Here is a 15,046-nt window from a genome sequence, read left to right on the forward strand (position 1 = left end):
ACCGATGTTTATACGATAGTTTTACGCTGATTCAAGCGGCTTTCGCGACGAGCACGCCAAGCGCCGCACGTCGCGCGTCGCGAAAGCCGTCCGGCATGCCGCCGCCAACCGCACGACGGCCGCCTGCCGGCACGGCGCAGCCGGCCGTTACTTGCGCGCCTCGCTCAGCGTCGCGTCATTCGTCTCCTCGGCCGCCGAAGGCGAAGTCGACGTAGCCGCGGCGGCCGACGAAGGCGAGCGCACCGAGTTGATCGCCTTGCGCGTGCGCGACGAGGTGGCCTGCACCGCCTCGTCGGTCGCCGAGCGCACGCCCTGGTTCACCTGCGACGTCGCCGCCTGCGTCACCTGCTCCTTCACCGACTGGAACAACTGCCCCAGTTGCGCATGGCTGCTCATCGACACGAGCCCCGCCACGATCCCTGCCACGATTTGCTTGTTCATCAGCATTGCTCCATTGCTCACAAAAGATTGAAACGGGCGCGCCGGCGCGCGCCCGGAATTCGCCTGTGCATCGCCAGGCGTCGCGCGGCGCGCGACGACGCCCGCGCGCGAAGCGCGCTGACGCCGACGCAACTGCCCACGCAACCGAAACGCATCACTTGCCGGTCCTGAACGGCGCGAAGAAGATCGACGGCATCTCCTCCGGGAAACCGACCGCGTTGGTCGGGCGCAGGTCCCGCATGTCGACGTTGAAGTCGTAGGTCTTCTGACGCTGCTGGTTGTCCTGATGGATCATCACTTGCTTGTCGACCGCCGACTTGATCGACGACATGTGCTCGAGCATCTTCGAGCCGACCTCCTGCACGTTGCCGATCAGGTTGCTCGCGTTGCTCGACGACGCCGTCGACAGATTCGGGATCGAATCCATGAACGGCTTGGCCATCGAGCCGCTCGCGTCCTGCCCGTACTGGTGCGCGTTGTTGCATGCGGCGAAGATTTCCTTCGGATCAATCATGTCTTGCTCCTTTCCAGTGTGCGCGCCCTGCGGCGCATGAATACCGATGCTCGACGCATCACGACGGACACCTGAACGACTGCAGGATGCCCGACCATATCGGCGACGGCAGCGTGAGCGCCTGCCATTCGATCCGGACCGTGCCGAGGCTCGTCTGATAGAGCCGCTCGCGCCGGTCCGCCGTGCCCGTGCCGCCCACCGCCTGTCCCGCGTCGAAGAAGCGGAACAGCGCCCACGGCCCGTCGAACTGCAGCGTCGTCATCCGGCCGTCGACGGACTTCAGCTGCAGCTTGATCGCGAGCTGCGTGTTCTGATTGGTCCAGTCGACCCGGTGCGGCGACGTCACGCCGTGCGCGAAGCGCACTGTCTGGCCGGCGACGCTCAACTGCGCTTCGGACAACTGCGAATCCATGTCGATGAAGCGCAGCACGGTCGACACGCGCAGGTGCCCCGAATCGTCGAGCATCGCGCCGCGGATGCGATCTGCCGTCTCGTACGAGTTCAGGACGGACTGACTGACCATCCCGTTCGGCCCGCCGTTCGAGCGCAGCGCCTGCCACGGCTTCGCGGACGTGTCGACATACGCGGCGAGGTGATCGCGGAAGTACGTCGCCATCAGCCCTTGCGCGCTGAACAATCGTTCGAAGTCCTCGACGCCCGCATCCGCCTGCGCGTTGCGGCGCATCGGATAGCGGCCCGTGAAGCCCTGATCGCAGACCATCTTCGTCGCGCCCGCCGCGCCGCGATTGAGCAGCGCGCCCGATTCGCGCGTCGTCATCGTGCTGCCGCTGCTCACGAGGTCGAGCATGATCCCGCGCACGGGCTCCGGCTGACGCGCGGCCGTCTCCTTGAGCCGCGAGAACGCGTCGTACTGCGCGGGCAGCACCTGGCCCGCCTGCAGCGCGCCGTTGACGAGCCCGAGCTGCCGGTACAGCGGCTCGAACAGGCGCGACAGCGGATTGTTCGCAATCGTGTTGTTGCGGTTCAACTGCGCGGCGAGCTGGCGGATCGCCTGGAAGTGCTCCTCGACCACGTGCTCCGGCAGCAGCACCGTGCGGTAATGCTGCCCGCTCAGCTCGCCGACGATCTGCCGCCGCCCCTTCTCGAAGCGGTACTTCTGGCGATCGATCCAGCTGTCGATGTTGCCCTCGTCGCTCGCGCCCGTGAGCGTCGTCTCGCGCGCGGCGAAGCGCAGCAGGTTCGCGAGCGGCGATTGCGCCTCCATCATCGCGGCCGCGAGCTGCGACGCGTCGTCGAGGCCCGTCACGCCGCGCACCGTCACGTCGTTCAGGAAGTTCTGCCATGCGGAGATGTAATCCTGAAGGAACTGGTTGCGCGCCGAATCGGCGAGCTTCTGCACGAGTCCGTCGATCTGGAAGCTGTTGCCCGACAGCGTCTCGTCGCGCAGCACCCAGCTCTCCTCCTCGAGCATCGCGCGCGCGCTCTTCTGCAGGCGCGGCAGGAACACATCCGTGTAGCCGGCGCGCGTGAACCAGCCGGAGACCGCGGTGTCCGTCGACGGCACGTTGCTGCGCATGCGCAGGCTCATCGACGCCTCGAAGCCCGCCGCGCGCGACAGCGAGATGTCGTTGACCTGCTGCGGCAGCCCCTGCGCATGGATGTGCTGCAGCACGCGCGTGACGAGCGGGATCTGCGCGGCCTTCGCACGCGCCGAGCGCACGAGGTTCGCGTCCTCCGGCGTCGCCGGCACGTTCTTCAGCGACATCAGCGTGCGCACATGCCCAAGCAGCGAGCGGCGGTCGTCGTCCGAATACTGGCCGCCCGATAGCGCGTCCCACCGGCCGTCGAGCCAGCGCACGACGTCGTCCGCCGAGCGTCGATCAGGACGGCAGAGCATCAGGTAGACCTTCAGCGTCTGATAGATGTCGCCCGGGGTGCCGTCGACCTGCGACACGAGCGTGCGCCGCACCTCGTTGTACAGCTCCGGCATCAGCATCTTCTGTAAGTGCCGGTAGTAGGTCTCGCGCGCGGTCTCGGCGACGAGCCCGTGCTCGAAGTACGGCGTGGCCATCCCCTGCGCGGCGTCCTCGGCCTGCAACTGCGCGTAGCGCATCTGGTTCGCGATCTCGATGAGCGCCGAGCCGCCGTCGTTGCCGTAGGACGCCTCGGCCTGCGCGAGCCGCTTCGCCTCGGTGAACTGCGCCCACACGCCGTCCAGATAATCGCGCTCGGTGACGTAGCCCCAGCCGAACCACAGCAGGAGGCTCAGCGCGACGAGGGGCACCGCGCCCCATCGCAGCGCCTCGCCCAGGCGGCCGCGCCACGACTTCGGGCCGCTCGGGCGCACCGCATCGCGCTCGAGCGACACCTGCCGGATGAGCGGCGTCCACAGCTCGCTGAGCGGCCGGGACGGCACGGGAAGCTCCGACGAGCCGACGCCCGCCGGATGCGCCTCCGCGAGCTCGGCCATCGAACCGAGCCACACGCCGCGCAGCCGCGCGGCCGTGTGCGGCTCGCCCGGCGCGAGCGCGACGTGCAGCCACGCGACGAGCGCCTTCTGCAGCCGGCTGAGCGTCTCGACGAAGCGCAGTTGCGCGTGGTTCATCGACACCTCGGTCGCGGCCGGCGCCGAATACAGCACTTGCTGCTGCACACGCTGCTGCAGCCCTTGCAGCGCGTGCTGCCAGTTCGCGTCCGCGCGCGCCGCGTCGGCTTCCGCGCCGTCGTCGGGCAGGCTGAAGCCGACGCCCTTCGCCCACTTCGACGCGTCGAGCAGCGACAGCGTCGACACCGCGCCGTCGAGCCGGTCGAGCCCGTTCAGCGCGACATACACCTGCACCTGCTGGCCGAACGCCTCGCGCATTTCCTCGAGCCGCGCGCGCACCGAATCGGCCAGGCGCTTGCGCGCGTCGAGCGGCGCATCGACCATGTCGAGGCCGTCGACGCACAGCACGACGCCGCTGATCGGGGCGCCCTTGCGCAGCCGCCTCATCCCGCGCAGCAGCTTGCGCCACGCGTCGAACTCGGCCTCGTCCGCGCCCGCACGCAGGCTCCAGCGGCCGCCGACGTCGAACCACACGGCCTCGCGCGTGATCCGGAAGTTGAAGTCGTCGCCGCGCCCGTAGGTCGCGTCCGAGCCGAGTACGCGATCCTGCAGCGAGCCGGACACGCTGACCGCCTTCGCGACGAGGCTCGTCTTGCCGCTGCCCTCGGAGCCGAGCACCAGATACCACGGCAGCATCGCGCGATGCTCGCGCGTGAGCGTGCCGACCCAGCGCTTCCAGCGGCCGCGCGGCTCCTTGCGCCAGCGTTCCTTCAACTGCTGGTCGAGGTTGCGCAGATGCTTGTCGACGAAATCGAGCTGCTTCGTCTTCGGCGCGACCTTCACCTGCCGCGGGCTCATCGCGAGCCGCGCCCAGAGCCGCGCGAGCGTCGGCCAGAAGCCCCAGATCAGCACGAGCGCGACGAGGATCTCGCGCACCCACACGGGGCCGAGCGGGTGATAGATGCCGAACGCGAAGAGCGGCCCCACCCACCAGATCAGGATCGCGATCAGAATCGCCGCGAATACTCTCAAGCTCGTGCGGATCATGGCTGACGGCCCTCCGTGGTCGGTCCCGTTGCTGGCGTCGGTGCTGGTGTCGGCACCGGTGTCGGTGCTTGCTTCGTGGTTGGCATCGTGGTCGGCGTCGCGGTCGTGATCTCCGTGGTCGCATACGGCAATTGCCCTTCAGGCGCGATCTCGACGCCTTCCGGCATCGCCGGACGCATCGGCACTTGGCCGGGCTTCTCCGGCTGCTGCAGATTCAGGCTGCGGCCCGGTTGCGACGCACCGTCTGGAATCACCTTCCACAGCACGTCGACGCGGCGGTTGCGCTCGTACGCGGCGGCCGTCTTCGCGGTGTCGATCGGTTGCGCGTCGCCGCGCCCCGAATACTCGATGTTGCGCTGCACCGCGTTCTCCGGCGCACGCGCGCCGCCCGGCAGCGCGGTCGCGCGCAGCTCGTCGGCCACCGTGCGCGCCCGCGCCTCCGACAGCGCCTGGTTGTCCGGGAACTCGCTCGTGCGGATCGGCCGCGAATCGGTGTGGCCGATCACCTCGAGGTCGCCCGGCCAGGGCGCGAACGCGAGGCCGAGCCGCTCGATGTTGTGCATGAAGTCCGGCCGGACCTTCGCCTTGCCGACGTCGAACGCGCCGTCGCTCTTGAACACGAGCAGCCATCCCTGCGGATGCTTGTACGCGGTGAGCCACCCTTCGGTGAGGATCTGCGGCAGCGGCGGCGGCAGCGTCTCGGCGATGTTGATCGTGCGCGTCGGCGGCATCCACGCGGCGAGCGCGTTGCGGATCGGCCGCCCCTGCGAATCGAGCCAGAGGCTGATCGCGCCGTACGCGAGCACGAGCACGCCGAGCGCGACGGCCGCCGCGCGGCCGGCCGTCCACCACGAACGGCGCCGTTTCGCGGGCGTCGCGAGATCGGTGCCGAGCGGCTCGGGCGGCACGTGATGCCAGATCAGCGCGTGCAGTTGCGAGCGCAGATCCTGCAGCAGCACGTCGCCGCGGTCGAGCACGCGGTAGCGCCCCTGCCAGCCGAGCGACAGGATCAGTTCGTAGAACGACAGAAGCGGAATCGGCGGCTGGTCCGCCTTCATCCAGCGCGACAGGTCGGCGAACGCATCCTCGCCGCCCCATGCGTCGTCGTGAAACTCGACGAGCAGACTGCGCTCGCCGTCATAGACGACCTGCGAATGCTCGCGCGCCGAATCGTTGACGGTCTCGTCGAGATACGTGCACAACAGGTACGACGCATCGCGGATCTGCTCCCATTCGCAGCCGGAGCCGGCGAGCCGCTCGCGGTAGAGCCGCACTTCGAGCCCGAGCTGCGTGCGAATCGCGGCCTGATTGAGCGGCCCGGCCGCGAGATGCCGCTGCAACTGCAGCACGGCGGGCAGCGCGTGCGACACGAACGGATTGTTCCAGCTCGCCTGCTGCAGGCCCGCCTTCATGATCGCGGCCTGCTCGCCCTGCGCGCTGTAGACGACGGGTGCCGCGTCCCGCGCGTCGGCAGGCGCATGCGCGCCGCCCGGCACCGGAAATTGCAGCACCGCCGGATTGCGGGGCGCACCGTCGGCATGCGGCACGTCGGCGGCCGGATATGCGCCCGGCACGCCCATGCCCGACGCAGCGCCACCCGACGCAGCCACGTTCGTCGTGCCGGTGGTCGATACGGCGGAGCTCGTCATCGCCGCGCTGGTCAGCGACGACAGCGTCGGAACGCGCGTCACGAGATCCGGATTCGCCGCCGCGCGATCGAGCATGTTGGATGCCATCGATACGCGGCGCAGCGTGGAGGAGAGGTTTCGTAGCAGGCTCATAGCAGATTGCGTCTCATGTCGTGGGTCACGCCACCTTGCCGTCTCTCAGCCCCCAGGCTTCGAAGCGAAGATCCGGGAAATCGCCGACGATGCGCAGCGCCATCGCCGAGCCGGCGAGGGTCTGCTTCCAGAACGGATCGGTCGATTCCACTTCGAAGTACGTACTTTGGGCGTAGTAGGGAATCTGGCGTGGGGGATTGGGCAGCGCGTTCAGGCGCGCGCCCGGCAGTTGCAGGTCCACGAGCTTCTGGATCTGCTCGACGGCGCCCAGCTTCGTCTGCTGCGGCAGCAGTTGCCGCAGCTTCTCCGCCGGCATCGCGGCCGAAAACGCGAAAATCAGTTTCTTCAGGTTCCACTGCTTGTCGACGATGCAGATGTGCACCTGATCGCCGCGATCCTCGAAGCGCAGCGGCAGCACCGGCGTCTCGATCACGCGCGCGAGCGCCTGGCGCAGCATCATCGCGAGCGGCTCGAAGCTCGTCTGCAGATCGTCGTGGTCGTAGCCGAGCTCGCGGTCGGCCAGTTCCTCGTCCACGCCCGGCAGCACGCTCAGGCGCCCGAGCAGGCCGACGAGCTCGTGATACAGCATCGCGGGCGGCAGCGGGTCGAACGCGTCGAGGTTCGCGAGGCGCATCCGGTACTCGGCGATCGCCTGGCGCAGCAGCAGCTCGATCAGATCGGCCACGCCGCCGCCCGTCGACAGCACGCGTTGCGCGGACGTGCTCGCGAGCCGCACGCGCAGCGTGCTCTGCAGCTCGTCGATCAGCGAGCGCAGCACGAGGTGCGCGCGCGTGTCGAGCAGCGGCGGAATGAAGCGCGGATCGAGCGACACGGTGCGGCTCGCGTTGCGGCCCGCGACGCGCGCGATCGGCAGCGCGACTTCGTCGGAGCGCAACTGCGACTTCCAGCAAAGGCGCGTGATGAGCTGGCCCGTCTCGATCGTCAGACGCCGCGGCGTGCCGGGCGCGTCGAGGCCGACCGCGAGATCGGGCACTTCGGTCGACACCGCGCGATAGCGCGACGCGGACGCGACGTCGCCGAACGCCATCTCGGGCCCGCCCGTGCGCGCGGCCTGCAGCGCGAGGCACGCGACGTCGCCCGCCTGCGCGAGCTCGGTCTCGAGCGGCGGCGGCAGCGGATCGTCGGACGGCAGCGAGAACGCGGTGCCGTCCTGGAACACGCCGCGCGCGTGGCGCAGCCCGAGCCTGCCGAGCCCGAGGCCGTCCTGATCGAGATCGAGCAGCGTGAAGCCCCAGCCGTGATTCGACGTCTGACCGAGCCGCAGCGCGGCCTGATGCGCGAGATGCCGCTCGAGCTGCTGGAAGTGCTGCGTCTCGATCAGCATGCCGTCGCTCCACGCGACCGGTCCTACCGGCAGACTACTCATTGCCTGCTTCTCCTTATCCCATAGGTGGTTTTCGTTCTGCGCTCGGGCGGCGGCTCGTCGGTGCGGATCGCCGATGCGGCGATCGCGCCGCCGACGGGCACGGGCCCCGGCAACAACGCGTTGTAGATGCCGTCGCGGTCAAGCCAGACAGCCATGTGAATCAATCCGCGGCCCTCGATGCGCACGCGCAGCGGCCCGTAGTTCGCCGGCCGGCGCGCGTAGTCGGCGTCGGCGACGAGCCAGATGTCGCCGGAGCGCGGCAGGTTCAGCGAGAACTGCAGCACCTGGTTCGGCGCGATCACGTGACGCGAGTCGGCGACGACCGTGCTGTCCTGCCCGCGCGACGCGCACGACGAATCGTCGCCGCCTTGCGTGGGCAGCCAGTCCGCCGCCGTCACGACATACACGCACGTCTGGATCGGACGCGCCTCGCCCGTCGGCGCGGCGTTCAGCCGGCTGCCGCCGACGAGCGTCACGTGCAACTGCCGCGGCTCTTCCGGCTTCGATGACGAAAACGCGGAGCAGCCCGCGAGCACGCCGAGCGCGAGCGCCGCCACGAACGATTTGAAGGGGCCCATCTTGCGACGCACGATGTTCAGCTGAGCGTCATCGTGATCGTCTGAGACGGAACGGCGGAAAAGCCGGCCGTGTTCTGGTTGTTCGGCAGGTTGGTGTCCGTGAGGCGTGTTTCCGGCGCGCCCTGGATCATCACCTTGCTCGAGCCTTTCGCGTGCCTCGACGGCCCCGACACGGTGCCCGACGCAACGCCGCCCATCGATCCCCCTTCGTCGCTGTGCGTGACTGGGATGATCGTGTTCATGTTGTGAGCCGGTCCGCCGTTGATCAGAATGTTCGGCACGTTCGGCACGGCCTCCGGCTTGTTCGCGATGTTCGGATACGGAATGGGAATCGCGAGAGGCGGCGTCTTGCAGACGTCGTTCCCCGGCGCGATCGCCATCCCTCCCGCTGAGCAGTTTGCAAACATGACTACCTCCTTCTAGAAACCGGGCGCGAGCGACGACGCTCAGCCCATGTGAATCTGGCCCGCGTCGATCTTCAGCAGCGACGCCGCGGTGACGACCGCGCTCTTCGCGTGCATCGCCAGGTGCCGCTCGGTATGGACGAGCGTGCTGCCCGCGTGCGTCGCGTCGGTGCCGCTCACGTGCGTCTGGCGCTCGGCCGCCGCCTGCGTCACCACCTGCGCGCGGCTCGCGAGCTGCGCGGCCTCGAGCGACAAACGATCGCGCGCCTCGACGCGCACGTCGCGCGCGCGAAGCGCGACGTGCGCGTCGCCAAAATCCAGCGTCACCTCGTCAGTCGTCTTGTCGTTCGTTTCGTCACCCGCCGCGTCGCGCTCGAGCACCGCGAGCACCCAGCAGCGCTCGCCTTCGCGGCAGATCTGCACGAGATCGCCCGCCTGCGGCGCGACAACGCAGCTCACCGCTTTCTTCGCGCGCAGCACGACGTCCGGGCGCAGCGCGACGCGCCATTCGCCCGCCGCCGTGCGCTCGCCTTCGATGCGCGCGAGCAGGGTCGCCGCGGCGGCGTTCGCCGGCAGCGCCGGCTCGCGCACCCACTCGCGCGCGGACATGTCCGCGGGCAACGCATGCGCGCCTGCCTCGGCATCGCTGCCGCGCGCACCGCCCTTCATGATTCGCGTCAGCGCGCGACGCGACGCCGAATCGTCATCCCCTTCGTACGCAAGCGCGTCGTGCGCGACAGCCATTTCCCGCATGCTCATCGTCAAACTCCTCTTGCTCCGGGTTGCACTCGCTGCCACCAGAGCCGATCGTCGGCACTCGTGGCTTCCTCGAAAACCGCGTCCCGCGTATCGGCCGCCGCCCACGTCTGGCGAAGCTGGCCGACCAGATTGCCGCTGCGGCAATCGGCGCCGCGCAAGTCGACGCGCTCCAGACGCACGCCGCGCGCGTCGAGCTGCTGCAATTGCGCGCCCGCGAGGTTCACGCGCGTGAGCCATGCGTCGCGCAACGCGATGCGCGGCGCGCGCACGCCTTGCAGCGCGCTGTCCGCCACGCTCGCGCTGTCGAAGATCGCCTGCGGCAATTCGCTGTTCGTCACCGTCAGGCCGTTGACGCTCGCGTGATCGAAGCTCGCGATCGGCAGCCGGCTCGCGTGGATCTCGCCCGTCGCCCATGTGCTGTGCGACCAGGCAGCCTGCTTCAGCTCGCAGCCTTGAACGGTCATCCGCTCGATCCGGGAATCGATCCAGCGTACGTTGATCCCGCGGCATTCGACGAGCACCGCGCGCTCGAAGCCGCTTTGCCCGGCGATCAGATTCTCGAGCCCGACCGATTCGAGCCGCAGATCGACGAGCCGGCTGCCGATCCACGACGTGTCGCTCCAGTGGCCGCCGCGCAGCGTGACGCCCGCGTATTCGCCCGCGACGAGCGACACGTGCGCGCCGCGCACGGCGTCGAACGTCCAGGCGCCGCCCTTCGACTGCGAGCACACGACGTCCTTCAGCAGGCAGCCCGCCCACGCGCCCCCGTCGATCTCGCACTCGTTGAACGACACGCGCTGCAACGCGCTTTGCGTCCACGCGCCCTCGCGGACCCGGCTCGATTCGTACGAGAGCTTCTCGAGCTCGCATCGATCGAAGCGGTTCGCATCGAACGTGCAGTTCACGAAGCGCAGGTTCGACAGCCGGCAGCCGGTCCATTCGACGCGCTCGAAGTGGCAATCGACGAACAGCGTGTCGGCGAGCGCGACGTCGCGCTGCGCAGACACGTAGCGCTGCCCCTCGACGATCTCGGGCAGCGGCGGCGGCGGCACCGCCGAGCGGATCTTGCTCATCACACCCTCCTCGGTACGTCGAGCTGGCCTGCGTTCAGATTGCCGCGCCACGCGCCCGCTTCCGGCGGATGGATCCACGACGTGCGGACCCGAACGAGATTGCAGTCGCGCATCCGCGTCTGCCGCATGTCGGCGCCATAGAACATCGCCTCCTTCAGCGAGCAGCGGTCGAACGACGTGCCCGTCAGCTGCGCATGCATCACGTTCGCGCCGTCGAGTACCGTGCGGCTCCAGTGCGACTGTTGCGCATGCAGGTGTTGCGCGTTCAGTTGCATGAACGAACAGTGATCGACCTGCACGCGGTCCGCGCGCAGCTCCTGCAGGCTCGACGACTTGAACACGCAATCGGTGAGCCGCGCGCCGTTGATCGACGTGCCGTGCGACAGCACCGCGAACGTCAGCATGCTGCGTTGCCAGACGCTCGCGGACAAATCGGTGAGCAGGATGCTCGGCTTCGCGAGCGTGCACTGCGACACCGTGAGGCCGGCCATTGCGCACTCGACGATCGCAAGATCGTCGGCCCGCACGCGCGTCCAGGTCCAGCCGGGCGCGCTCACCTCGGACCACGACACCGAATTCCATTGGACATCCTGAACGTCGCCGCGCACGCCGCCGCGCCCCTGCACCGACAGCATCGACCACGATCCGCCCGCGACCTTCAGATCGTCGAGCCGGCACTCGTCGAGCGAGATTCGCTCGATCTCGACGTTCAGCCATGCGCTGCGCTCGAGATTGCACCGCTGGAGCTTGCCGCCCTTCCACCAGCCGTCGCTCATCTTCACGTCGGCGAACGAGCAATCGACCGCATGCACCTGATTGAGCCGGCAGTTCGTCCATTCGCTGCGATCGAGCGTGCAGCGCTCGAAGCGCACGTCGTCGAACTTCCAGCCGTCGAAGCGCAGCGACGACAGATCGGCGTCGCGAATCGTCACGTTCGCGAGCTCGGGCGTCTTCGCCTGACGCAGCCGCGTGCGCCAGTTTTCGCCGCCGCGCGGCGCGCCCGGCAGCTTCGCGTTGCGATTCGCTTCCTCGAACGCCGAAAGCCGCTCGCTCGCGTCGCGCGCCTCGACCAGATCGCGGCGGTTCTGCTCGACCCGCGCACGGACTTCTTCATAGCCGCGCGGCGCCGGAGCGAAGCGCGGGTGGTCTTCCGTGTCGAGGATCATCTCCCAGGTCCAGCCCTTCGCAACGGCGGGCATCAGTTCGTGATCCGCCTGCTGCAGCGGATCGGTGCAGTTCAGATCGGCGCGCTGATCGGCGAACTTCATCAGCGCGTCGACGTCGATCCGCTCGGCGTCGTCCTTGAATGCGATCACGAGCATCGTCGGGCTGTCGTCGAGCAGGAAGTCGAGCGCCACCGCGCCGTTCCACCACAGCACGCCGATGCCGCGATCGGGCAGGAACCACACCGTCTGCTGCTTGAACGTCGGGCGCTCGATCCCCGGCCTGCCGTTGCGCGTCACGAGCGCGACCGGCGCAAGACGCGGCAACTCGCCCGCGAAGCCTTCGCCCCGCGGCCCGAAGCCGTTCAGCTCGAAACGCGCGCCGGGCATCCAGCATTCGCCGCGCGCCCATTGATCGGGCGCGGCCTGCTGGAAGAAGCGCAGGTCGACGTCCGCAGGCCAGCCCATGTGCGTGCCGTCCTGCGCCATCGCGTCGACCGTGCCCGGCCGCGTCGGCATCCACTGCATGCGCTCCGGCCAGTCGCAGCCGATCGCGCCCATCGCCGCGAGCGGCGCGGGGCCGACGCCGAACGAACGCAGTTGCTGCAGCGGCGGCGTGCCGGACGCCATGCCGAACGGGTTTTCCTGCGCGCCGCCCGCCGCCGCGTGCCGGTGATCGATCGCGACGCGCACGCAGCCGCCGGGCTCATGCTCGTCGCCCAACTGCGTCGCGCACGAAACGATCTTGCGCACGCCGTCGAGCTCGACCCAAGCGGTCCAATCGATGTCCCGCGAACGCGTGCCGCCTCCAACCGCATGCACCGAGTGGCCGGCGAGCAGCCATTCGGCGCGCTGCTTCGGCAACGCGGCTTCATACAGCGGCAGCGAAGGCGCGGCCGCCTTCAGCGCCTCCCAGACGGCCGCTTCGTGCACGAGGATCGACGGCTGATCGAGCCGGAAACCCATTCCGACGCTGATCCCGAGCATCGGCTGCGCGCCGATCTGCGTGTTGGTCGTGGCCACGAGGGCCGCTTGTGGTTTGATATGTCGCATAGGTCAGTTCTTCGTCTGCATCCCGAGCTTCTTCAGATCAATGCCCACGTCCGAGTAGCTCGCGCCGATGTACGAGAAGCTGAATCCCGTCACCGACATGCTGCTGCCCGTCGTCGATACGCTCGAACCCGTCGTGCTCACCGAGCTGCCGGTGGCCGACATGCTCGATCCCGTCGTGCCCACCGAGCTGCCCGTCGTCGACATCGACGTGCCCGTGATGCTCGTCGAGCTGCCCGTGTTCGACATCGACGTGCCCGTGATGCTCGTCGACGTGCCCGTCACCGACGTGCTCGTGCCCGTCATGCTGTTCGACGTGCCCGTGTACGACAGCGATACGCCCGTGATGCTCTGCGACTGCCCGGTCGTCGACATGCTGACGTCGGTCCACGACGACGAGATGCCCGTCATGCTGTTCGACACGCCCGTCACGGAATTCTTGGAGCCCGTGATGCTGGTTGACACACCGACGAATCCCGTGCTGATGCCGGTGAAGCTCGTATCGACGCCGACGAACGAAGTCGACACGCCGGTGAAGCCCGTGGTCACGCCGGTAAACGACGTCGACACGCCGGTGAAGCTCGTGCTCACGCCGGTAAACGATGTGCTCACGCCGGTGAAGCTCGCCGATACGCCCGTGAAGCTCACCGACAGCCCTGTGTACGACACCGAGATCCCGGTGAAGCTGACCTTGATGCCGATGACCGACGTCGACGTACCGTTCACCGACAGATTCAGGTCCTGCGCGATCGACGTGGAGCTGTTGCGCTCGACCGTCTGCTGCAAGTCGCGCTCCGCGTGGATCATCACGCGCTCCGCGCCGTGCTGATCGTCGAACGTCAACTGGCTCGCATTCGGAATGCCGCCCGCGCGCTTGATCGAGCGCGTGACGAGGCCCGTGTAGCGGATGTCCTTCGGCAGGTCGTAAGGCGTCGGGTTTTCGCCGTTGTAGACGATGCCCGTCGCAAGCGGGCGATCGAGATCGCCGTCGACATACACGACGATCACTTCCTGCCCGACCCGCGGCATCGCGAGCACACCCCAGCCCTTGCCGGCCCACGCCTGCGTCACGCGAATCCAGCACGAGGCGTCCGCTTCGGTCGTCTTGTAGCGGTCCCAGTGGAAGTGCACGCGGATGCGCCCGAGCTTGTCGGTATGCACCTCCGACATCTCTGGCCCCACCACCGTCGCGCTCTGGATGCCCGGCACGCGCGGCCGCTTGGTGACGAGCAGCGGCCGATACGGCCGATCGTCGGCGAGCGCGCGGAACTTCACCGCGACGTTGCGCCCCTGCGACGTGCTGTCCGGCCCGTCCTGAATGAACGTCAGCTCGCTGTTCGTCACGTAGTACCGACGATTGCGGCTCAGCGCCGGATGCCCAACCAGCGTGAACGCGCGACCCACCGCGAGCGCGCGTGCGTTCGCCTCGCCCCCGAGCGCGTGTGCATCGGCCTGAATCGCTTCAAGCCGCAGCCGCGCCAGGCGCTCGCCTTGCTCGGGATCGCGGTAGCCGGCCGCGTAGTCGTAGTACTCGAGCGGAATGCCGCCGAGACTCTGCTGCTCGATCTGCGCGTCGCTGTCCAGTTGCTTCGACGGCGCGTGATAGTCGAAGTCGCGCAGCGCGACGTTGCTCGCCTTGATCCGGCGCGTGCGCTGCAGCCGCTGCACGCCTTCGCGCCCCTGGATCGCCCGCGATTCCTCACCGTCCGGCAAATACTCGAGCGTTTCGTTCGGCAGCGGCAGATCCTCGAAGCGCTGCGTGTCCGAAATCACCACGACATGCCGATCCGGCTCGTGCTCGACCCAGAAATAGATCCCTTCGTCCTCCAGCAACCGCTTCACGAAGTTCAGATCCGTTTCCTGGAACTGCACGCAGTACTCGCGCGGCTCGTACGTGCCTTCCAGTTCGAACCGGTAGCCGTTGCGCTGATGGCCCTGGAACACCTGCTCGACGATCTGCGGCACGCTCAAGTCCTGGAAGATCCGGCTGTTGCGGTTCTCCGCGAGAAACGACAGCCAGCTCCGCAGCTCCAGCGTGTACGTGTACTGCCCGCTCATCTGCCCCGTGTCGTGGCCGCCGAACACGTGCGTGTTGAACGTCCGGATGTCGCCGCCGCCCAGATCGATGTCGGCCGACAGCGTCGAGCCGAGCAGTTCGTCGAAGTCCAGATTCGGATCGCGGCTCAGCAAGTCGAGCTGATACGACGGTTCCTGCGACAGGTTCTCGTGCACCACGAAGCTCAGCGCAACGACGTCCGGGTCCAGGAGCGGACTGCGTAGTTCGATCAGACGCATATGGCCCCTCCGTCTGCATTCGCATTCGCAGAAGCCCATGCCTCGATG

General features: G+C 68.2%; 11 protein-coding genes. All 11 read right to left on the bottom strand.

All coding sequences use genetic code 11. From position 1 onward, the window contains the following. Positions 1 to 147: 147 nt before the first annotated feature. A complete protein-coding gene (locus BTH_RS09640; protein WP_011401419.1) occupies positions 148 to 573 on the bottom strand; it encodes a hypothetical protein in 426 nt (141 codons plus the stop codon). A gap of 22 nt (positions 574 to 595) precedes the next feature. Then, positions 596 to 955, bottom strand: coding sequence for a DUF6277 family protein (locus tag BTH_RS09645; protein WP_009893756.1), 360 nt, complete (start codon positions 953 to 955; stop codon positions 596 to 598). Between the two features lie 58 nt (positions 956 to 1,013). Next, positions 1,014 to 4,508 carry a type VI secretion system membrane subunit TssM gene (tssM, locus tag BTH_RS09650; RefSeq protein ID WP_009893757.1) on the bottom strand — a complete coding sequence of 1,165 codons (3,495 nt, stop codon included), beginning with the start codon at positions 4,506 to 4,508 and terminating at the stop codon, positions 1,014 to 1,016. After that, positions 4,505 to 6,232 carry a type IVB secretion system protein IcmH/DotU gene (icmH, locus tag BTH_RS09655; RefSeq protein ID WP_009893758.1) on the bottom strand — a complete coding sequence of 576 codons (1,728 nt, stop codon included), beginning with the start codon at positions 6,230 to 6,232 and terminating at the stop codon, positions 4,505 to 4,507. Before icmH ends, tssM begins: the two co-directional genes overlap by 4 nt. 82 nt (positions 6,233 to 6,314) lie before the next feature. Further along, positions 6,315 to 7,676, bottom strand: a complete 1,362-nt coding sequence (tssK, locus tag BTH_RS09660; protein WP_009893759.1) for a type VI secretion system baseplate subunit TssK — start codon at positions 7,674 to 7,676, stop codon at positions 6,315 to 6,317. Beyond that, positions 7,673 to 8,266, bottom strand: a complete 594-nt coding sequence (locus BTH_RS09665; RefSeq protein ID WP_009893760.1) for a type VI secretion lipoprotein TssJ — start codon at positions 8,264 to 8,266, stop codon at positions 7,673 to 7,675. Before BTH_RS09665 ends, tssK begins: the two co-directional genes overlap by 4 nt. A 5-nt stretch (positions 8,267 to 8,271) precedes the next feature. Then, positions 8,272 to 8,661, bottom strand: a complete 390-nt coding sequence (locus BTH_RS09670) for a DUF4150 domain-containing protein (protein ID WP_009893761.1) — start codon at positions 8,659 to 8,661, stop codon at positions 8,272 to 8,274. Positions 8,662 to 8,700: 39 nt separating this feature from the next. Beyond that, positions 8,701 to 9,417 (bottom strand): DUF3540 domain-containing protein, encoded by a 717-nt coding sequence (locus tag BTH_RS09675; RefSeq protein ID WP_009893763.1) that lies wholly within the window; start codon positions 9,415 to 9,417, stop codon positions 8,701 to 8,703. 2 nt (positions 9,418 to 9,419) lie between these two features. Next, positions 9,420 to 10,490: a pentapeptide repeat-containing protein gene (locus BTH_RS09680; protein ID WP_009893765.1), complete on the bottom strand. Its 1,071-nt coding sequence runs from the start codon at positions 10,488 to 10,490 to the stop codon at positions 9,420 to 9,422. Then, positions 10,490 to 12,706, bottom strand: a complete 2,217-nt coding sequence (locus BTH_RS09685; RefSeq protein WP_009893766.1) for a DUF2169 domain-containing protein — start codon at positions 12,704 to 12,706, stop codon at positions 10,490 to 10,492. Before BTH_RS09685 ends, BTH_RS09680 begins: the two co-directional genes overlap by 1 nt. Positions 12,707 to 12,709: 3 nt before the next feature. Beyond that, on the bottom strand, positions 12,710 to 14,998 hold the full coding sequence (locus BTH_RS09690; RefSeq protein WP_009893768.1) for a type VI secretion system Vgr family protein: 2,289 nt from the start codon (positions 14,996 to 14,998) through the stop codon (positions 12,710 to 12,712). Positions 14,999 to 15,046 lie beyond the last annotated feature (48 nt).

It is taken from the genome of Burkholderia thailandensis E264, assembly GCF_000012365.1.
In the GTDB taxonomy this organism is placed as follows: Bacteria; Pseudomonadota; Gammaproteobacteria; order Burkholderiales; family Burkholderiaceae; genus Burkholderia; species Burkholderia thailandensis.